The organism is Lutimonas vermicola, from assembly GCF_038433205.1.
Lineage (GTDB): Bacteria > Bacteroidota > Bacteroidia > Flavobacteriales > Flavobacteriaceae > Lutimonas > Lutimonas vermicola.
In genome coordinates, this window is sequence record NZ_JBCDNA010000001.1 from 827,265 (window position 1) to 847,228 (window position 19,964).

General features: G+C 38.8%; 18 protein-coding genes. 14 read left to right on the plus strand and 4 right to left on the minus strand.

Features of this window, described 5'->3' with window-relative positions; genetic code table 11:
- Positions 1 to 2: 2 nt before the first annotated feature.
- The 3 genes from AABB81_RS03745 (at position 3) to AABB81_RS03755 (ending at position 3,944) form a co-directional block, all read left to right on the plus strand.
- Positions 3 to 944 (plus strand): homoserine kinase, encoded by a 942-nt coding sequence (locus tag AABB81_RS03745; RefSeq protein WP_342158721.1) that lies wholly within the window; start codon positions 3 to 5, stop codon positions 942 to 944.
- Positions 944 to 2,239, plus strand: a complete 1,296-nt coding sequence (gene thrC / locus AABB81_RS03750; RefSeq protein ID WP_342158722.1) for a threonine synthase — start codon at positions 944 to 946, stop codon at positions 2,237 to 2,239. Before AABB81_RS03745 ends, thrC begins: the two co-directional genes overlap by 1 nt.
- Positions 2,240 to 2,321: 82 nt before the next feature.
- On the plus strand, positions 2,322 to 3,944 hold the full coding sequence (locus tag AABB81_RS03755) for a M1 family metallopeptidase (RefSeq protein WP_342158723.1): 1,623 nt from the start codon (positions 2,322 to 2,324) through the stop codon (positions 3,942 to 3,944).
- Positions 3,945 to 3,951: 7 nt separating this feature from the next.
- On the opposite strand, the gene AABB81_RS03760 is transcribed toward AABB81_RS03755, so the two are convergent.
- Positions 3,952 to 5,418, minus strand: a complete 1,467-nt coding sequence (locus tag AABB81_RS03760) for an aminopeptidase P family protein (RefSeq protein WP_342158725.1) — start codon at positions 5,416 to 5,418, stop codon at positions 3,952 to 3,954.
- 121 nt (positions 5,419 to 5,539) lie between these two features.
- Between AABB81_RS03760 and gcvT the strand changes: the two genes are divergently transcribed.
- Positions 5,540 to 6,622 carry a glycine cleavage system aminomethyltransferase GcvT gene (gene gcvT, locus AABB81_RS03765; protein ID WP_342158726.1) on the plus strand — a complete coding sequence of 361 codons (1,083 nt, stop codon included), beginning with the start codon at positions 5,540 to 5,542 and terminating at the stop codon, positions 6,620 to 6,622.
- A 22-nt stretch (positions 6,623 to 6,644) separates the two neighbouring features.
- Entirely contained in the window at positions 6,645 to 7,304 is a 660-nt protein-coding gene (locus AABB81_RS03770) for an ion channel (RefSeq protein WP_342158728.1), read from the plus strand.
- A gap of 78 nt (positions 7,305 to 7,382) precedes the next feature.
- Here the strand turns inward: AABB81_RS03770 and AABB81_RS03775 are convergent, their stop codons facing one another.
- Entirely contained in the window at positions 7,383 to 7,949 is a 567-nt protein-coding gene (locus AABB81_RS03775; RefSeq protein ID WP_342158729.1) for a 1-acyl-sn-glycerol-3-phosphate acyltransferase, read from the minus strand.
- A 60-nt stretch (positions 7,950 to 8,009) separates the two neighbouring features.
- On the opposite strand from AABB81_RS03775, the gene AABB81_RS03780 reads away from it, so the two are divergent.
- The 7 genes from AABB81_RS03780 (at position 8,010) to AABB81_RS03810 (ending at position 15,750) form a co-directional block, all read left to right on the plus strand.
- Complete coding sequence (locus AABB81_RS03780; RefSeq protein ID WP_342158730.1) at positions 8,010 to 8,555, plus strand: DsrE family protein; 546 nt, start codon at positions 8,010 to 8,012, stop codon at positions 8,553 to 8,555.
- Positions 8,556 to 8,561: 6 nt separating this feature from the next.
- Complete coding sequence (gene rmuC / locus AABB81_RS03785) at positions 8,562 to 9,878, plus strand: DNA recombination protein RmuC (protein WP_342158731.1); 1,317 nt, start codon at positions 8,562 to 8,564, stop codon at positions 9,876 to 9,878.
- 65 nt (positions 9,879 to 9,943) lie between these two features.
- Positions 9,944 to 10,930 carry a TonB-dependent receptor gene (locus AABB81_RS03790; RefSeq protein ID WP_342158732.1) on the plus strand — a complete coding sequence of 329 codons (987 nt, stop codon included), beginning with the start codon at positions 9,944 to 9,946 and terminating at the stop codon, positions 10,928 to 10,930.
- Positions 10,927 to 12,006: a DUF3179 domain-containing protein gene (locus tag AABB81_RS03795; protein WP_342158733.1), complete on the plus strand. Its 1,080-nt coding sequence runs from the start codon at positions 10,927 to 10,929 to the stop codon at positions 12,004 to 12,006. Before AABB81_RS03790 ends, AABB81_RS03795 begins: the two co-directional genes overlap by 4 nt.
- 51 nt (positions 12,007 to 12,057) lie before the next feature.
- Positions 12,058 to 13,029: a YheT family hydrolase gene (locus tag AABB81_RS03800; protein WP_342158734.1), complete on the plus strand. Its 972-nt coding sequence runs from the start codon at positions 12,058 to 12,060 to the stop codon at positions 13,027 to 13,029.
- Between the two features lie 133 nt (positions 13,030 to 13,162).
- The gene (locus AABB81_RS03805) at positions 13,163 to 14,203 is read left to right on the plus strand and encodes a putative type IX sorting system protein PorV2 (protein WP_342158735.1); all 1,041 of its coding nucleotides are present in this window, start codon (positions 13,163 to 13,165) and stop codon (positions 14,201 to 14,203) included.
- Between the two features lie 374 nt (positions 14,204 to 14,577).
- Positions 14,578 to 15,750, plus strand: a complete 1,173-nt coding sequence (locus tag AABB81_RS03810) for a lipoprotein N-acyltransferase Lnb domain-containing protein (protein ID WP_342158737.1) — start codon at positions 14,578 to 14,580, stop codon at positions 15,748 to 15,750.
- Positions 15,751 to 15,841: 91 nt separating this feature from the next.
- On the opposite strand, the gene AABB81_RS03815 is transcribed toward AABB81_RS03810, so the two are convergent.
- The gene (locus AABB81_RS03815; protein ID WP_342158738.1) at positions 15,842 to 17,752 is read right to left on the minus strand and encodes a polysaccharide biosynthesis protein; all 1,911 of its coding nucleotides are present in this window, start codon (positions 17,750 to 17,752) and stop codon (positions 15,842 to 15,844) included.
- 170 nt (positions 17,753 to 17,922) lie between these two features.
- On the opposite strand from AABB81_RS03815, the gene AABB81_RS03820 reads away from it, so the two are divergent.
- Positions 17,923 to 18,330, plus strand: coding sequence for a four helix bundle protein (locus tag AABB81_RS03820; RefSeq protein WP_342158739.1), 408 nt, complete (start codon positions 17,923 to 17,925; stop codon positions 18,328 to 18,330).
- 49 nt (positions 18,331 to 18,379) lie between these two features.
- On the opposite strand, the gene wecB is transcribed toward AABB81_RS03820, so the two are convergent.
- A complete protein-coding gene (gene wecB / locus AABB81_RS03825; protein WP_342158741.1) occupies positions 18,380 to 19,456 on the minus strand; it encodes a non-hydrolyzing UDP-N-acetylglucosamine 2-epimerase in 1,077 nt (358 codons plus the stop codon).
- A 110-nt stretch (positions 19,457 to 19,566) separates the two neighbouring features.
- On the opposite strand from wecB, the gene AABB81_RS03830 reads away from it, so the two are divergent.
- On the plus strand, positions 19,567 to 19,941 hold the full coding sequence (locus AABB81_RS03830) for a four helix bundle protein (RefSeq protein WP_342158742.1): 375 nt from the start codon (positions 19,567 to 19,569) through the stop codon (positions 19,939 to 19,941).
- Positions 19,942 to 19,964 lie beyond the last annotated feature (23 nt).

The following is a 19,964-nucleotide window of genomic DNA, read 5'->3' on the forward strand; positions in this document are numbered from 1 at the left end:
CCATGGAATTAAAAGAAATAGAAATCTTTGCCCCGGCAACCATAGCTAATATTTCATGTGGTTTTGACGTTATGGGATGCTGTTTGGATGCTATTGGTGATATCATGATCCTGAGAAAAACTCAAGAAAAAGGCATTCGGATCTCCAAGATCATAGGGGGAGAACTTCCTATGGATCCTGAACAAAATGTAGCAGGTGTAGCCATCATTGCCTTACTTAAAGCATGTGAGGTGCAACCCGACTTTGGTTTTGATATTGAAATTCATAAAAAAATTAAGCCGGGAAGCGGCATTGGCAGCAGTGCAGCAAGTGCAGCAGGTGCTGTTTTTGCGGCAAACGAACTTTTGGGAAGGCCTTTTACGAAGCACCAATTGATTCCATTTGCTGCCGAAGGCGAACGAGCAGCCTGCGGGTCGCCAATAGCCGACAACGTTGCTCCTGCCCTGCTCGGAGGCTTTACGCTTGTCAAATCAACCGATCCGATTAAGGTCATTGAACTACCCTCTATAAAAGGGCTCTATGCCACGATCATTCATCCTCAGATCGAGATTAAGACATCCCTTTCAAGAGATATTTTACCTCAAAACATCAGCTTAAATAATGCAGTAAAACAGTGGGCAAATGTAGGCGCATTTGTACATGCCCTTCATATGAATGACCATGAATTATTTGCTGATTCGCTAAAAGACTATATCGTAGAACCCCACAGGTCCAAATTGATTCCCAAGTTTAACGAGGTCATAAAAGCATCGGTTGGGGCCGGAGCACTGGGGGGAGGAATATCCGGGTCAGGACCTTCTATCTTTACCTTCAGTAAAGATATCCATATCGCTAAAAATGTGGATCATGCAATAAATGAAGTATACAGTAAAACAGAGATACCTTTCTATTTATACACCTCCAGGATTAATGATAAAGGAGTTAAAATTTTAAAGCAACAATAATGCAATTCTACAGTTTAAACCATCAATCACCGAAAGTCAGTTTCAAAGATGCTGTAATCAAGGGTATTGCACCCGACAAAGGTTTGTATTTTCCATCGAGTATCCGTGCGATTGACAATGATGTTTTTACACATATTGATTCTTTCACCAACGAAGAACTTGCTTTTGAAATGATTCGTCAGTTTGTTGGTGAAGATATTCCTGATCTTGAACTGAAAAAAATCATCAAAGACACGCTTTGTTTTGATTTTCCATTGGTTCCTATCGAAAAAAATATATTCAGCCTTGAACTTTTTCATGGCCCCACTATGGCTTTTAAGGATGTCGGGGGAAGGTTTATGGCACGATGTTTATCCTACTTCAACAAAGAGAACAGTAACGAAGTGACCGTCCTTGTTGCCACCTCAGGTGATACGGGCGGAGCTGTTGCCAGTGGATTTTTGGGAGTCAAAGGGGTCAGTGTTGTAATTCTATACCCCAGTGGCAAAGTAAGTGAGGTACAGGAAAAACAGCTGACCACCATGGGGCAGAATATTCGAGCACTTGAAGTAGACGGCACCTTTGACGATTGTCAGGCTATGGTCAAAGAAGCCTTTATGGATAAGGATATCATTGAAAAAATTCAACTCACCTCTGCCAATTCGATCAACGTAGCCAGATGGCTGCCACAAATGTTCTATTTTGCATTTGCCTATAAACAACTTAAGGATCGTTCAAAAAAACTGGTCTTTTCAACCCCCAGCGGGAATTTTGGCAATATCTGTGCGGGTATTATGGCGCAGCAGCTTGGTCTGCCTGTAAGTCATTTTATCGCTTCGACCAACGCCAACAAGGTGGTTCCCAATTTTATGGAAGACGGGAAGTATCGTCCCTTACCCTCTGTCGCTACCATTTCTAATGCGATGGATGTCGGTGACCCCAGTAATTTTATTCGTATCAGGGAAATCTATGGAGATGATTTTGACCTGATCAAAAAGAACCTTTCCTCTTTTTCATTTTCGGATGAACTCACAAAAGCAGCCATGGAAAAAGTGTATCATGAATCTGGCTATGTGATGGACCCTCATGGAGCAGTTGGATATCTTGGGCTCAAACAATACATGAAAAATCACCAGGATACTCAGGGTATTTTTCTGGAAACGGCTCATCCTGTTAAATTCCTTGAAGTAGTTGAACCCGTTATCGGCAAACACATTGAGTTCCCCGAGCAGATCAAAAACATCATGGACAGAACCAAAGAAGCAGGTTTTATCTCAAATTATCAACAGCTTAAAGATTATTTACTGACGGGGTAAATAAATGTAATGAGAAATGCAGCTATGCTTCCTGCTTACAATCTGATTAAATTCTTATATTTATATCGTAAAATCCTGTGAAATGAAGTCTTTCTGGTTTCTTGTACTTTGCCTTCTGCCAATATCTCTTTTAGGACAGGATTTTAACCGAAAGGACAGCCTAAGAGGGAGCATTACCAAAGAACGGGCCTGGTGGGATCTGTTGCATTACAACATAGACGTGACCGTCGACATAGATCATAAGTCATTATCCGGAAGCAACACAATCAAATACCGCGTTATAGACAATGCTTCAGAACTCCATATTGATCTTCAGGAACCCATGAAGATCAAGAGCATCAGGCAGGAAGGCAAATTTCTGGTCTACAAAAAAGAGTTTTCGGCCTATTTTATAAAATTGATCAAACCTCAGCCAAAGGGCAGTATACAAGAAATAACCGTAGATTTTGAAGGCGTTCCTCCTGAATCAGCAAACCCGCCATGGGATGGAGGTTTTGTATGGCAAAAAGATAAAAATCAAAATCCATTTGTCGCCAATGCGAATCAGGAAACTGGTTCCAGTATCTGGCTTCCGTCTAAAGACATTCCTTATGATGAACCGGACGACGGAATGCAAATAAAAGTCACAACCGCTTCGGGATTGGTGAGCGTATCAAACGGCAGGCTGCTCGACAAGGTCTCGAATGCAGACGGAACAGATAGTTATATATGGAAAGTAACCAATCCTATCAACGGTTACTGCATCAATATGAACATTGCTGATTACGTTCATTTTGAAGAAACATATACGGGAGAAATGGGGCCTTTGGATCTTGATTACTATGTGCTGAGTTACAATTTGGAAAAAGCAAAGGAGCAATTTAAACAGGTCCCAAAAATGCTCGAAGCCTTTGAGTATTGGTTTGGGCCCTACCCGTTTTATAAGGACGGCTATAAATTGGTTGAGACACCGTACCTTGGGATGGAGCATCAAAGTTCTGTAACCTATGGCAATAAATATCAAAATGGCTATCTTGGAAGGGATCTCAGCGACACGGGCGAGGGATTAAAGTTTGATTTTATCATCATTCATGAATCGGGACACGAGTGGTTTGCCAACAGCCTGACAAATTATGACGTGGCTGATATGTGGATACACGAAGGCTTTACAACATACAGTGAAGTCTTGTATTTAGACTACCACTTTGGTACAGCATCAGGGAATACATATTTAATTGGCTTTAGACAAAGAATATCCAATACAAGCCCGGTAACAGGGGTGTATGGGGTCAATCAGCGTGGTTCGGGCGACATGTACAGTAAGGGAGCAGCAATGATCCATACGCTGAGGCAGGTTATGAATGATGACGATAAATTCAGATCCCTGTTAAGGGGAATCAATAAGACTTTTTATCACAAAACCCTTAGCAGCAAGCAATTGGAAAAGTATATTATGGACCAGACCTCATTAGATCTAAGCGGGTTTTTCGATCAGTATTTAAGATCTACTGAAATTCCTTTAATCCAATGTGAAAAGAAAAATGGCAGCTTCAGGTATCGTTACAAAAAAACCGTCAAAGGCTTTAAGATCCCTGTTCGGTTTTACGTTGATAAAAAAGAAGTCTGGCTTTCACCTTCCGAAGAATGGCAGCACTACAATTTACCATCCAAAAATTCAGATATACATATTGACCCTAACTTTTACATCAAGGTATCAATAAAATAAATTGGTTTTATTCTTCTGCATCAAGATCCGGGAGTTGAAATTTATCGAAGATACTTTCCTCGGCCATCATTTTTTCAATGTCTTCTGATTTTCTTGGTGCAAGCGCCGAATAATTAACCGGGCCATTTTTAGTCACCAATACATCATCTTCAATTCGAACAGCAATCCCCCACCATTTTTCGTCACATTTGCTTCCTTCAGGAATATAAATCCCCGGTTCAACCGTAAGGATCATATTTTCTTTAAAAGATCCCCTGTTATTTAAATCATGTACATCCAGGCCTATATGATGTGAAGTCCCATGCGGGAAATAGGTATAACCGTGGTGCAAAGAATCTGTGATCCCCAAGGCTAATAATCCCTTATAGATCACATCCCTGGCTACCATATCTACTTTTTTATAATCATTGCCTATCACCATGGAAGCAATTCCGGCTTCCTGGGCATCATATACGAGATCGTAAATAATCTTTTGTTCTTTAGTAAATTTGCCGTTTGCAGGGATAGTTCTGGTTACATCTGCCGTGTAGCCACGATATTCAGCTCCCAGATCCATCAAAACGAGTTCATTTCCAACATTCAGCTTATTGTTATCAACATAGTGTAAGACACAACCGTTGTTTCCGGCCCCAACGATAGAAGGATAACCTTCGTATTCTGAACCGTATTTTTTAAAAACCATTTCGTGAATGCCCTGGGTTTCAGTTTCAGACATACCCGGATGCATGGCTTTCATTACTTCGATCTGACCCACACATGAAATCTCAACAGCCTTTTTAATCAGCTTTAATTCTTCCTTGGATTTGATCTCACGAAGGCCTGCCATCAAGGTACGCAATGATTTAGTATCGACAATTGACTGGGCTGCTGCAGATTCGGCGTCAATTTTGTTTTCTGCAGGCATGGGAATCGTGTTAATGCTTGATTTAAACTGCTCAATGAGTGCATACAAATTAGGCTGTTCACGTCCTTTCTTTCTCACATCATCTTCAAATTCTTTAAACATGACCTTGTCAAATTTTGAAAAATCTATGGGATCATCGATAAAAGCCTGTCCTCCGTAAACGTTTGAAAAACCAAGTTGTTCCTTAGCTCCTTTTACCCCTGTTCCTTCTCCATTATATATCTTATAGCGCGCTCCTCTCTCATAAACATAAAGCGTTTCATTAAATGTTTTATCTCCTTGTTGCTGATTTTCAGAAAATATCACCAGAACAGAATGAGGTTCCTTTAATCCTGTTAAATAATAAAAATTAGGATCTTGATGGTATACAAAGTCAACATCATTTGCCCTGTTCCTGATGGCATTGGAAAAAAAGACGGCAACACTGTTCTCTGGCATTGAACTTCTAAGGGCCTCCCGCCTTGATTTATGAAAATCAGCAGACAGATAATCAGTTGGGACATCTGATTGGGCCATAAGGTTGATTACAAAAAACAGCAGCACAATGTTCAGGATTAATTTGGTTTTCATAGGGGTATTTTTTAATGGAGAAAGATATAAAAATTTCAGGTAACTTAATTCGGGCTAATTCGGGCCAATTATCATTCTCTTTTTGTACAGATTTTATAAATTAGCATAAATTTTGAGAAACATGAAGCATACTGCCTTAACACACATACACGAGTCGCTTGGAGCCAAGATGGTGCCCTTTGCCGGTTATCTTATGCCCGTTCAATACGAAGGGATCAATATAGAACATGAAACTGTTAGAAAAGGAGTTGGCGTTTTTGATGTTTCTCATATGGGAGAATTTTTGATCGAGGGAGAAAACGCTTTGGAGCTTATACAAAAAATCAGCTCAAATGATGCTGCAAAACTTGAAATAGAAGATGCCCAGTATAGTTGTATGCCAAATGATCAGGGTGGTATCGTCGACGATATGATTGTTTACCGGGTTGAAGAACAGAGGTATCTGCTTGTTGTCAATGCCTCGAATATTGAGAAAGACTGGAAATGGATCAGCGCTCATAACAGCCACAACGCGAGTATGAGAAATATTTCTGATGATTATTCGCTTTTGGCCATTCAAGGACCAAAGGCAATTGACGCCATGCAGTCTCTTAGCTCCGTTGACCTTTCTGAGATTGCATTTTACAAGTTTAAAGTGGCTGATTTTGCCGGGATAGAACATGTCATTATCTCTGCTACCGGGTACACCGGAAGTGGTGGTTTTGAAATCTATTGCAAAAACAGCGAGGTGGAGCAGATTTGGAAAAAGGTTTTTGAAGCGGGTGCAGACTATGGTATCAAACCTATTGGTTTGGCGGCAAGAGATACCCTTAGGCTCGAAATGGGATATTGCCTCTATGGAAATGATATTGATGATACCACCTCTCCAATTGAAGCCGGATTGGGATGGATCACTAAATTCTCAAAAGATTTTGTGAACGCCAAAGCGCTTTTAAAACAAAAGGAAGAAGGAGTTCATCGCAGATTGAGGGCCTTTGAATTGCAAACCAAGGGAATTCCAAGACAGGGCTACGATATTATTGACGAGACAGGCAACAAGATTGGCTCTGTCACTTCGGGAACAATGAGTCCCAGCTTAAAAAAAGGAATAGGAATGGGTTATGTCGATACGGCTCACTCAAAATTTGGAAGCCAAATATATATTCAGATCAGGAATAAAGCAATTCCGGCTCAAATCGTGAAGTTGCCTTTTTATAAAGGTTAGAAAAGTATGTCATACGTTCACCATGGAAGACTCTAGACTTAAATTCATCAAATTTGTGGATGCTCGTAGGATCCATGTTTTGATGGCGTCTATTTTTCTACTGGTCTTTATTCCCCCGTTTTTTAGTGATTTCTCAAATTTTAATGAGGCTTTTATAAAAGTTGATTTTTTGATCATCGTTATTATCAGTTATTTAATCATACGTAAAATCAAAACTTCAAGATATGTTGGATATGTTACTCTGCTTCTTATTGTTGCTGATGCTTTTTTAGACATGAGTGTCCTTAACTATTTGGCGCAGATAGGTATTTCTTATCTGATTATACACGCCTTTATCTTGGTATTAAAAGAAGCCATATCATTAAAGGGAGATACAAAAAACCTGATCCTGGTCTCCATAACAGGATATATGATCATTGGCCTTATAGGAGGTTTTCTTGCAGCAGGACTTGAATATATATTTCCTGATTCATTTTACCATACGACGGGAATGGCTTTGGAACTGTATAATTTTATATACTATAGTTATGTGACCATGACCACACTTGGTTACGGGGATATTATACCCGTCAGCGAAAAATCCCAGGCCCTGGCCCTGATGCTTGTGATTTCAGGCCAGTTGTTCTTAAGCGTGATCATAGGTATTAATATTGCAAAATTCATACAAAAGAAAATGAAATAAGCCATCACCTCGGAGCTGAGGGTATCGGAAGTGAGGGTATCGGAAGTGATCGCCTCAGCTCCGAGGTGATGAGAACCATTAATCAATATTGAGGTGGAAATTCGGATCAAACTGTTCGGGATTCTTTCCTTTTACATCCTTGAAATAATTATGAAAATATTCAAAATCAACTTTTTGATCTCCAGTTACATAATACGGTTTATCAATTAATATTTTTTTATTTTCAAAATCTAATGTCGCCATTACTATGGGTACTTTTGCACCGATCGCAACATGATAGAAACCTGTTTTCCATTTGGAGACTTTTTTTCTTGTCCCCTCAGGGGAAATAGCGAAAATGAATTTTTCTTTTTCATTAAAAATATCGATGATAGACTGAACCATATTTTGGGTCGCGGATCTGTTCACCGGAGTTCCTCCCATGGCTCTGAAAATAAATCCAAATGGGGGTTTAAACAATGTATGTTTACCAATAAAATTAATATCCATACCCTTGGCAAACTTAGACAGAACGGCAACTGGAAAATCCCAATTGGAGGTATGAGGAGCCGCAATGATGATATATTTCTTGATATCAGTAGGAAAATCATTGGGGACTTTCCAGCCTAGAATATTGAATAATATAAATTTAGAAATCCTTTGCATACCAATAAATTTGGTTATTTTTTTCGTAATATCGTAATTAATTCCAACATACGGCTTTATATGAAATATTTTCTATTTATTATTGTTGCAAATATTTCTGTAACAATTGGTTACAGTCAAAAACAGAAAACCAAAACAGGCCCGGTATTTGAAGATTTTGGAGCGGTTTTTACGATAGATAATGCTGACCTTTTGCTGGATGAAGACAAGATGTACAAAGTGATTTTTGACGTCTACACGGATGAAAAAAAAGCAGGTCATATGAATTCTTTAATCAATACGGTGGCCCGGTTTATGAATATGCACGCTCAAAACGGATTGCATGAAGATCACATGGAAATCATCGTTGTACTTCACGGTGCGGCCACAAAAAACGCACTCTCTGAAAAAGCCTTTAAAAAAGAATTCAAAACCAAACATCCCAACGAAGCACTGATCGAGGCCTTGACAGATAAAAAGGTAAAGATCTATGTTTGCGGGCAATCAATGAAAAGCAAAGGCTATGAGGCCAAAGATATTTCTGAGGACGTTCAAATCTCTCTTTCTGCCCTCACTGTCTTGGTAAAATATCAATCAGAAGGTTATCAACTCATTAATTTCAATTAAAAACTTATGTCAGATTCTGTGTTCTATGTAATAGTTGCAGTGGTTATTATACTTGCAGTGGTGCTTACCTATATCTTCAGCAAACTGAAATTCGAAAAAACGGTTTCTGCTTTGGAAGAAAGAATTGCTTCCCTGACAAGCGAAAAGACCGAAAAAGAAAACGGAATCGGTCAAATGGAACTGCAGCTTGAAAAGTTGAGGTCTGAAATTCAGCAGTTGCATATGGATATCGTTAAAAAAGAAGCTGCACTGGAACACGCTGATGAAAAATTAAAGGGGCAGCAGGAAGATGTCGCTAAATTACAGGAAAAGTTTTCTAAAGATTTTGAGATCCTGGCCAGTAAGATCCTTGAAGACAAATCGAGTAAATTTACAGAAAAAAACAAGGAGAATATGGAACAGATCCTGAATCCGCTTCAGGAAAAGATCAAATCCTTTGAAAAGAAAGTTGAGGATACACACAAGGAAAGCATTGAAAAACAATCGGCCTTGCGTCAACAAATTTTTGGTTTAAAGGAACTCAATGAGCAAATGAGCAAGGATGCCGTGAATCTTACCAGGGCATTAAAGGGAGATTCGAAAAAGCAGGGTGACTGGGGAGAATTACAATTGGAAACCATCCTTGAAAAAGCAGGGCTGCAAAAGGATATTCACTTTTCAACACAAGACGGGTACAGGGATGAAGATGAGCGTTTAAAAAAACCCGATCTGATCATCAACCTGCCTGATAACAAACATTTGATCATTGACTCAAAGGTGTCACTAACGGGCTATGAAAAGTTTTTCAATGCAGAAAGCGACATAGAAGAAAAAAGCGGACTAAAAAACCACGTACTCAGTATACAGAAGCATATCAAAGAACTGGGAACAAAAAATTATACTGACCTCTATGGAATCAACAGCCCTGACTATGTGATTATGTTCGTTCCTATTGAACCGGCTTTAATGATCGCCTTACAGCAGGATCAGGACCTTTACTTGCAGGCCCTTGATAAAAATGTTGTGATGGTCTCTACTTCTACTCTTTTAGCAACCTTAACCACTGTGGCTTCGATCTGGAAACAGGAGGATCAAAAACGGAATGTGATTGAAATTGCCAGGCAGGCAGGAGCTTTATATGACAAGTTCGAAGGTTTGGCTCAGGATCTGATCAAGGTGGGCAAACAACTGAATGCTTCACAGGATGGGTATAAGGCCGCCATGAATAAACTTACCGAAGGTAAAGGCAATCTCATTTCAAGAGTTGAAAACTTAAAGGCACTAGGCGCCAAAACCAAGAAGTCGCTTCCTTCCAATTTGCTCGAAAGAGCAAAAGAAGAATAGTTTTAACATAAAAGTGTTGTAAGTAAGTATTTTTATTGACGACCGAATAGGAAATAAAATTTTTCATGTATAAATTTTTATTTCTTGCGATGGCACTGGTTTCTTCATCTTTTGGCTTATTTGCGCAAACCTGTTGTTCAGGTGGAATTCCCATATCCAACAGCATTGGTTTACCGATTGAAAATCAAGGCTCATGGCAATTCAGCTTAAGCTATGACTATAATAACCTAAATACGCTGAACAGTGGAAGTGATCGCCTGGATGATGATTCAAGATTAAGAATCACGCAGTCCCTTTTATTCAATACGGGCTATACGTTCACAAATAACCTTTCAGTTGAATTATTACTGACCTATGTCAATCAAAAAAGGGAAATCTCCCAATTTGGCAATGTGAATTCAGATGAGACCTATGGCATAGGTGATGGTGTCTTGCTTTTTAAATACAATATCAATCATTTATTTTCCTCAAACAGTACCTTAAGGTTAGGTGCAGGGCCAAAAATTCCTATTGGGGCAACTGATTTGACGAATGATGCCGGAATATTACTGAACGCAGACCTGCAGCCCGGAAGTGGCGCCTGGGACTTGATTATGTGGTCAAGCTATCTGCACAGTTTTTCTTTTCGCCCCTCGGGGACCTTCTCGCTAACTGCATTATACAGATATACCGGAACCAATGACAACTACTTTAACAATACAACGACATACACATTTGGTAACGAGTTTCAGGGATTTATCAACTATACAGATCAATTTTTGCTTTTTAAAACTTTAATAAATCCCGGGGTAAGCCTGAAATACCGATGGGCAGGTAAAGATGAGATTGGTGAATCCTCATTAGAAAGTACCGGTGGAAAATGGGTCACTGTTGTGCCAAGCCTGAATGTGAGAATCAGTAAAAAACTTCTTTTTATCAGCAAGGCAGAAATCCCTGTATACAATTATGTCGAGGGAACCCAGTTAACGCCAACGTTTCGATTTACGGCAGGCTTGTTTTTAACCTTGAGTAAAAAAAAGAATGAATTATTGAACTTAAATAAACAGATATGAAATACGTGAATGCAATACTTTGTCTTATACTATTTACATCCCTTGCTTGTTCTGGTGACTCAAATGACATACAGAATGACATTCCTGATACCGGAGGTGCACAACCGGTTGATGAAAGCATCTGGCTAATTGACAAACGATTGGTGGTCGATGGAGGACCGGGAAAAGACGGAATTCCGGCTTTAACCAATCCTGAAACAATAAGTGCTGAAAGTATCGCCTATCTGCAAGACCAAGATCTGGTTATCGGAATAACCAATGGTACAAATCAGATTGCAGTACCTCATAAAATACTGGACTGGCATGAAATCATCAATATGGATAACTTTGGAACAACCCTGGCCATTGTATATTGCCCCTTAACAGGTACCGGAATTGGCTGGAATACCACAATTAATGGTCAGACCACAACTTTTGGAGTTTCAGGTTTACTCTATAAAAACAACATTATTCCCTATGACAGGGCAACCGACAGCAACTGGTCTCAGTTGGAGCTGCAATGCATCAACGGTGAATTGGCAGGTACGATTCCCGAAACAACAGTATTTCCTGAATTGACCTGGGGCCTCTGGAAAAAGTTGTTCCCCGATTCAAGAGTTGTCAGCACCAATACAGGGTTTAGCAGGCAGTACAGTATTTACCCTTATGGAGACTACAAATCAAATAACGACAGGTTTATCTACCCAATACCTCCTCTTACAAACAATATACCTTCTAAAGAAAGGGTCTATACCATCTATTCGGGAGATAAAGCAAAAGTATACCGGTTTCAAAATTTTGAAAATGGAAAAATCATAAAGGATGCATTCGATGGCAGAGACTATATCTTGATAGGGAATTCAGAATTTATTATGTCGTTTGAGTTAAATGAAACAAACAAGGACCTTGACTTTTCTTATGAATTCAATAATACGGAAGTGATTATGAAAGATGAGCAAAACAACGTTTGGAGTATTTTTGGCAAAGCAGTATCCGGCCCCAAAAAAGGTCAGTTCTTAAAAACGTCTCATACAGCTATGATGGGTTATTATTTTTCGGTGGAATCTTTTTATCCCGAAGCTGAATTTTATAACTGATGCTAATATTTTTTTTACTGGGATTTAAAAAATATATTTGAGAAAAAAAAGATGGCTCTGGTTGATGCTTCCTCCTATTCTCCCGGTTTTGCTTTTCAAAGCAGGCATTTGAATACGATCTACCGAACTCTTTTTCACAGGATAGAAGTAAGTTACCAAAGGGAAAGAATGGAGACCAGTGATGGTGATTTTATGGATCTGGATTTTTTAAAAGCGGGCTCAAAAAAACTCGTGATCATCATTCACGGGCTCGAAGGCAGTTCCGACTCAAAATATGTAACCGCAATGGCCCGGATTTCAAATGAGTACGGCTTTGACGCCGTCGCCGTTAACTTAAGAGGCTGCAGTGGTGAGACCAACCGTCTGCTCAGTTCTTATCACAGTGGTAAAACGGATGACCTGGCCGAGATCCTGGGTTACCTGGAAAAAAATCACCTTTACGAGTCATTTCATATAGTAGGTTATAGCCTCGGGGGAAACCTCTTATTGAAATATATGGGAGAAGAGAGGAGTAACTATCCGGCAAAATTAAAAACAGCTGTCGGCGTTTCAGTTCCTTGTGACCTGAAAGGGTCCTCAGAATCCATAGCGGAATTTTGGAACATGTTATATATGCAACAATTCTTAGCATCTTTAAAAAAGAAAACAAGAATCAAATTTGAGCAATTCCCTTCCAACGGCCTTAACCAGGAGGCCATCCTAAGCGCAAAAAACTTTCTTGATTTTGATAATTATTTCACGGCTCCCGTGAACGGTTTTAAGGATGCCAACGATTATTGGAAAAAGAATAGCTGTAATCAATTTTTGCAGGGCATAAGGGTTCCAAGCCTTTTGATAACGGCTTATGATGATCCTTTTTTATCTGCTTCCTGTATCCCCTTAAAAGAAGCGAAAGGCAACAAATATTTTCATTTGGAAGTCACTACATACGGAGGGCACGTGGGCTATAACTCAACTTTTGAAAATGGCAGTGGATTCTGGCTCGAAAAACGGATTATAGATTTTTTCAAGGAGATTGATTAGATTATAAGAATACCTGTTATTTCTTTGTTTCATTGATTCATTTTTTTATTGTTTCAATATATCATTGTATCATTGTACCATTGTTTATCCTGTCATATTTTATAATGTGAAGAAAGCGTTATTTTTCCTTTTTATGATATCAAACCTTATTCAGGGCCAGGCTTTTAGAAGCTTTTCCAATGAGTTTCTGAATCTGGGAGTTGATGCGGCAGCTTTTGGGATGGGTAAAGCAGTAATTGCTTCAAGCGCTGATGTGAACTCTATCTACTGGAACCCTGCCGGGCTTACCAAAGTGGAAGATATTCAGGGCGCCTTGATGCATGCCGAATATTTTCAGGGAATAGGTAAATATGATTACGCCGCCTTTGCAAAACCTATCAATGATGAGAGCACATTTGCCGTATCATTTATCAGGTTTGGAGTGGATGACATATTGAATACTACTGAATTGATCGATAGTCAGGGAAATATAAATTATGACAATATCAGTCTTTTTTCAGCCGTCGACTATGCATTTAATGTTGCCTATGCACGTCGCTTGCCGGTCCAGGGACTGGACATTGGCATAAATTCAAAGATCGTTCATCGGAAAATAGGTGACTTTGCGTCTTCATGGGGCTTCGGACTTGATGCAGCCTTGCAATTTCAAACAGAATCCGAGTGGAAATTTGGCATGATGGTTCGCGACATTACCACTACATTCAACGCCTGGACCATAGATGAGGAAGAGTTCGAAAAAATTCAAAATGCAATTCCGGGTGAAAACCAGGCAGCTCCCGAAAAACTTGAACTCACAAAACCCAAAGTGCAATTTGGGGTATCAAAATCGTTTGAAGTATTTCGTGATTTTAACATGCTTACAGAGATTGACTTGAATATGAGGTTTTCTCAAACCAATGATATCCTGTCAACTTCTTTTCTAAGTATCGACCCCGGAGTTGGTCTGCAATTCGATTATTTAAAAATGGCTTTTCTACGTGTCGGTGTTAATAATTTTCAGAATTTCACCGATTTTGACGGAGGCAGCACAACTTCAATGGAACCTAATTTTGGGGTTGGTTTCAGGTACAAAGGCATTCAGATTGACTATGCATTGGCCAATATAGGCGCTGCAAGCGGAACCTTGTATTCGAATGTTTTTTCTGTGAAGGTTGATATTGGGTATTTTAGGTAAAGTGTTTCGTCCTTTTGCCTTGATGCAAAAGAACCAAAAGATCAAGGCTGCAAAAAAATAATAAATGCTTTCTTCTTATATGTCAAGTGCGGTTGGGTGATTTCCTCGCATCCGCTTCGGAACTTCCCAATCTTACTAGGCATATAATTTGAAATCAATCATTCTTTTTTTAAGGCCGAACCATTACATGTTCATATTAGAACGGACAATACTTTGTTATTCGTAGTTCCCTGTTCGATATTCGATATTCGATATTCGATATTAAAACATATATCTCCTAATAGAATTGACCTCCACCTTCAATTCATTCATGCATTGAACAATGTCATTGAGTAAAATAAAATGTTACTTTTGCTTTATTAAATTTTCAGGTCTTGAAAAAACTCATCTTTATATTTTTTATAAGTACTTTTAGCTTTGCGCAGCATATCAATCTCTCCCCTACGGCTGAAATAAGCGTTATCACTTGTGGGCCGGGAACAGATGAACTCTATGCAAGTTTCGGGCACAGTGCCTTTAGGATATTGGACCTGAATAATAAGATTGACAGGGTATACAATTACGGGACCTTTGATTTCGATACACCAAATTTCTACGTCAAATTTGCTCAGGGCAAACTCTTATATCAGTTAAGGGCCTATAATTTTGGAAATTTTTTAAGGGGATACCATCAGGAAAACCGATGGGTCAAAGGGCAGGTGCTTGACTTAAGCCAGGAACAGGTGCAACAAGTGTTCGATTTTCTTGAAGAGAATGCCAAACCGGAAAACAGATCCTATAAGTACGACTTCTTTTATGACAATTGTTCCACCAAATTATATGATGTGCTGGAACAGGTTCTGGGAGAAAACTTGTTGTTTAAAAGTGATTTTGATAAAGCCAATTTTTCCCATCGTGACCTTATCGAATTGTATATGGGGCATCAGCCGTGGGCAGATTTTGGAATTGACCTGGCTCTTGGTGCAGACATAGACAGGCAGGCAAGCTCTAAAGAATATATGTTTTTACCGGATTATGTGTTTGAGTCTTTTACAAAGGTAGAGATCAAAAAAGATGGTTCTTTTAAACCCATTGTTAAAAGAACTGAAGAGATATTGTTAAGCTATGGGGAAGCACATAAACAAAGTATGCTAACGCCAATGCTTTTATTTTCGATTTGTTCTCTGGTGATCTTATGGATTACCTACAAAGATTTTAAAAGAAAAAGCCGAACAAAACTATTGGATACTTTTATTTTTTCCATAACGGGAGTTCTGGGAATTGTACTGCTGTTACTTTGGTTCGCCACAGACCATTCAGCTACGGCCAATAACTTTAATGTACTATGGGCCTTTGCTCCCAACCTTGTATTTGTATTTCTGATGAATAAAAACAGCAAAATGAGTACCTATTATATGTTTACATTACTGATGCTGCTAGATGTTATGGTACTCTTATGGATTTTTAAAGTACAGGTATTTCATTATGCATTGATTCCCCTGCTGGTGGGATTGTATGCGAGGTATATTTATTTGTGGTTTTACTTTCGAGGAGTTGGCAAAGAATAACAAAACGATAATCTTAATCTCGGAGAACCTTAAACGATTTCGCGCAGGTAGCGCAGACTTCTAATTTATCTGAGTGAACCTAAAAAAACCACTAACTGATCTTTAAGGTTTTTACTTTTACTTCTTTACCATCGAGAATCTCGTACTCTGAATTATTTGATCTGTATTCAGGGACAATGCCTTTGATCTTTTTAACGATCTCAATATGATCAATGTTCAATTCATCAACTAAATTCTCGATCTTGGATTTGATCTCATCCATGTTCATATTTTCAGTTCTTGCAATCAGGATCTTTTCATTATAGGTAGGGATGGTATTCTCTTCTGTTGACAGCAACTCCTCATATAACTTTTCACCCGGTCTAAGACCTGAAATATGAATATCAATGTCTTCGGGATAGCGACGACCACTTAAATGGATCATTTTTTTAGCCAAATCAAATATCTTGACAGATTCACCCATGTCAAACACATAAATCTCCCCTCCATTACCCATCACACCTGCCTCAAGCACCAAACGGCAGGCTTCAGGAATCGTCATAAAAAATCTGGTAATATCCTTATGTGTAACCGTCAGCGGGCCACCGTTTTCAATTTGTCGCTTAAATAATGGTATGACCGATCCGTTGGAGCCCAAAACGTTTCCAAATCGTGTGGTCACAAATTTTGTTTTTCCCTGCACATTTAAACAGTTGGCATACATTTCTGCCACACGCTTGGTGGCCCCCATTACATTGGTCGGATTTACTGCCTTGTCTGTAGACACCATGATAAACTTTTGCACTTTATGCGAAATTGCAAATTTCATCAATAAACTCGATCCATATACATTGACGCGGACTGCTTCATAGGGATTGTTTTCCATAAGCGGCACGTGTTTATAAGCAGCGGCATGGAATATCAAATCGATTTCGTAGGTATTAAACACAGATCTTATCCTGTCTTCATTTCTTATATCGGCAAGCTCCACAGAAAAATTCTGCACTTCCTTTCTGAGAAAACTTTGCTGCAAGTCATACAAATCAGATTCAGCCTGATCCAGTAAAATCAAATGTTTATAATTATACTTGCTGATCTGACTTGCTATCTCACTCCCGATTGAACCTGCCGCACCTGTAACAAGTATGACTCTATCATCCAACTCTTTTCTCATAACCGGATTGTCAATCTTTATTGGAGTACGGTCCAAAAGATCTTCTATTCTGACATCTTTGATCTGCCCTGCGTTCAATTCACCGTCAATCCATTGTTGAACCGGGGGAACCATCTTAATGGTTGCCGACAAAGCGGTTAAGCTATCGACCCGCCCGAATAGTTCGAAAGGTTTGATATTCTGAATGGACACTATAATTTCCTGAATATCATGCTTCTTGATAAAAACCTCATCGATGCTATTCGGATCATAAATTTTGATACGGTTGAACTGTTTCCCGATTTTCAGTCTGGAATCATCCAGGAAGCCAACCACCTTATATTTACTGTTTGAGCTGTTACCAAGAGCCGTATAGGTTAATAGCCCCGAATCTCCCGCTCCGTAGATCAAAACATTTTTCGGTTTTTTATAATTCGAAGCAATTTTATCAAACAAATATTTAAAAATAAACCTACTGGCTATTAAAACCACGATGTTTAACAGGTAATGAATGGAAATGATTGATAAAGGAATTGAATAAATGGAAGTGACACCATAATTTCTTGTCACAAGGGCAATGGCAAAAAGGATGGCAGCTACAATTGTTGAGGCCCAGAAAACATTAATGGCGTCTTTTGTTCCTGTATGCCTGACAATCCCTTTAAAAGATCCAACGGCTACAAACCCGACTAATGAAACCAGGCCTACCAGCGGCAACTGTTGAAGAAAGTCATGCGGACCGAATTCAAGCGAAAAATTAAACCTGATAAGATAGGCGAAAAAGAAAGCCTGCATACTCAACGAAAGATCAATCATCAAGACAATCCAACGGGAAGTATATGTTGCGTTGTTAAACAAAGATTTGATCATGGGGGTTAGCTAAAGTTGTTTGTACAGGGCAAATATAAGTAACAATTTTCATTCATTGAATTTGGGGAGGAGAGAATTTGGCGGGAAATGGGGAGGAGGGCTAAGGACTAAGGACTAAGGACTAAGGACTAAGGACTAAGGACTAAGGACTAAGGAAAAATAAAATTCATATGTTGACATTCCAAAATGAGGTGAATAAATCATTAGATATTATCAAAATTTTGAAATACAAACATAAATTGTCGGATAGATTCTTAAGCTTTGCTGTTGCAGTTATCAAAATGACTCGCATTTTGCCTAAAAATCCTGAGTTCAAAATTATTCGGTATCAGTTGATCAAAAGTTCAACTTCATCCGGAGCCAACTATAAAGAAGCACAATCCGCTTCTTCCTTGTCTGACTTTCGGCATAAGATCAATATATCATTAAAAGAAATTTCTGAAACAACATATTGGCTTGAGATTCTATTATTGATTCTGGATGCCAATCAAATTGATACAGAATTAATTAGGCTTAAAACAGAATCCAGACAATTGGAAAGAATACTGGGAAGTATATTCCAGAAAACAAAGAAGTAATTTTTATCTGTATTAAAAAAACTAGTCCTTAATAGTTAAAACTTAGTCCTTATAACTCAAGCAAATCCTCCACGATCCTCTCGGCTGTCTTACCATCCCATAAATAAGGAATATCTCCCGCTTTCCATTCGCTTTTATGAAGTTTCTCCATATAAGGAGCTACGTTATCAGGGTTGGTCCCAACGAGTTCATTGGTTCCTATGGTAATGGTTTCCGGGCGTTCTGTATTATCTCGTAAGGTCATACAAGGCACCTTCATGACAGTGGTTTCTTCGGTTATACCTCCGGAGTCTGTCACTACCGCAAAGGAATGTTTTACCAAATAATTGAATTCCAAATAGCCCAAAGGCTCTATCATATGCAGGTTATCTGCATGGATGCCTATCCCTTTGAGCATTTTAGCGGTGCGGGGATGCACCGGAAAGACAATCGGCATGCCGTGTGAACCTTTTACGATCTCATCGATCAGGTTTTTTAACTGGGCCTCTTCGTCAACATTTGCAGGGCGATGCAGGGTCATCACAAAATATCCCTTTTCCTTAAGATCGTGTTCATCCCATGCAGCCGGTTTGATAAAGCGCGGCATATTTTTTAAAAGTGTATCGATCATGGTATTACCCACATATCTGATCTTAGCATCTTCGTGGCCCAATTGTCTTAAATTTTCATTCGCTACTTCACTGGTCGTATAAAACACATCAGTGATCGAATCTGTAACCATTCGGTTTATTTCTTCAGGCATGGTCAAATCATGAGACCTTATACCACCCTCCACATGGATCACACCAAGATTTAATTTTTTGGCCGCTATACTGCAAGCCATCGTAGAGGTAACGTCACCCACGCATAACATCCAGTCGCAAGGTTCTTTTAATAACAAGGCTTCATAACGTTCCATGATCCTGCCGGTTTGCTCTGCCTGTGTTCCGGAGCCGACCTCAAGGTTAACATCAGGCTCAGGAATCCCCAATTGTTCAAAAAAATTACCAGACATTTTCTTATCATAATGCTGACCTGTATGGATCAAACGATATTGTATTTTATCCGATACTTTCTCTAAGGCTTCTATAATGGGAGCAATCTTCATAAAGTTTGGTCTGGCTCCTGCGATGATGTCTAGTTTCATTTGTTTAAGTTTTAAGGACTAAGGCTTAAGTTTTAAGGCTTATATAATTTATTAAATATTAATGTTAACAATTCAGTCATAAATTTATCAATGAACACTAACATAGAATTATGCACTATAAAAACGATTTATCTCATCGATTATTACATTTTTCAGCTGATGTAATTCAAATGTCCAAAAGTCTTCCAAAGTCACAAGAGTTTGAAATAATAAAGTACCAATTAATCAAAAGTGCTACATCAGTTGGTGCTAATTATCAAGAATCCCAATCCGCTTCCTCTTTAGCTGATTTTAGGAACAAGATTCGGATTTCTTTAAAAGAAATTTCAGAAACTTCATATTGGATTCAACTCGTCAAGCTGATTCAGGAAAAATCAAATAATAATTTGAATGCAATACCTATATTACAAGAATCAAAGGAATTAGAAAAAATACTAGGAAGAATAAATCAAAAAATCAGGAAAAAACAAAATATAAAACACTAGAATATTAAAAATAATTTTAAGCC

Bases quoted from the DNA above. Each gene is read 5' to 3' on its own strand.
- gcvT (WP_342158726.1), top strand. From the start codon at position 5,540: ATGAAGCATACTGCCTTAACACACATACACGAGTCGCTTGGAGCCAAG.
- AABB81_RS03775 (WP_342158729.1), bottom strand. From the start codon at position 7,949: ATGCAAAGGATTTCTAAATTTATATTATTCAATATTCTAGGCTGGAAA.
- AABB81_RS03795 (WP_342158733.1), top strand. From the start codon at position 10,927: ATGAAATACGTGAATGCAATACTTTGTCTTATACTATTTACATCCCTT.
- AABB81_RS03745 (WP_342158721.1), top strand. From the start codon at position 3: ATGGAATTAAAAGAAATAGAAATCTTTGCCCCGGCAACCATAGCTAAT.
- thrC (WP_342158722.1), top strand. From the start codon at position 944: ATGCAATTCTACAGTTTAAACCATCAATCACCGAAAGTCAGTTTCAAA.
- AABB81_RS03780 (WP_342158730.1), top strand. From the start codon at position 8,010: ATGAAATATTTTCTATTTATTATTGTTGCAAATATTTCTGTAACAATT.
- AABB81_RS03790 (WP_342158732.1), top strand. From the start codon at position 9,944: ATGTATAAATTTTTATTTCTTGCGATGGCACTGGTTTCTTCATCTTTT.
- AABB81_RS03800 (WP_342158734.1), top strand. From the start codon at position 12,058: ATGGCTCTGGTTGATGCTTCCTCCTATTCTCCCGGTTTTGCTTTTCAA.
- AABB81_RS03760 (WP_342158725.1), bottom strand. From the start codon at position 5,418: ATGAAAACCAAATTAATCCTGAACATTGTGCTGCTGTTTTTTGTAATC.
- AABB81_RS03830 (WP_342158742.1), top strand. From the start codon at position 19,567: ATGCACTATAAAAACGATTTATCTCATCGATTATTACATTTTTCAGCT.
- rmuC (WP_342158731.1), top strand. From the start codon at position 8,562: ATGTCAGATTCTGTGTTCTATGTAATAGTTGCAGTGGTTATTATACTT.
- AABB81_RS03805 (WP_342158735.1), top strand. From the start codon at position 13,163: ATGATATCAAACCTTATTCAGGGCCAGGCTTTTAGAAGCTTTTCCAAT.
- AABB81_RS03755 (WP_342158723.1), top strand. From the start codon at position 2,322: ATGAAGTCTTTCTGGTTTCTTGTACTTTGCCTTCTGCCAATATCTCTT.
- AABB81_RS03820 (WP_342158739.1), top strand. From the start codon at position 17,923: ATGTTGACATTCCAAAATGAGGTGAATAAATCATTAGATATTATCAAA.
- AABB81_RS03815 (WP_342158738.1), bottom strand. From the start codon at position 17,752: ATGATCAAATCTTTGTTTAACAACGCAACATATACTTCCCGTTGGATT.
- AABB81_RS03770 (WP_342158728.1), top strand. From the start codon at position 6,645: ATGGAAGACTCTAGACTTAAATTCATCAAATTTGTGGATGCTCGTAGG.
- wecB (WP_342158741.1), bottom strand. From the start codon at position 19,456: ATGAAACTAGACATCATCGCAGGAGCCAGACCAAACTTTATGAAGATT.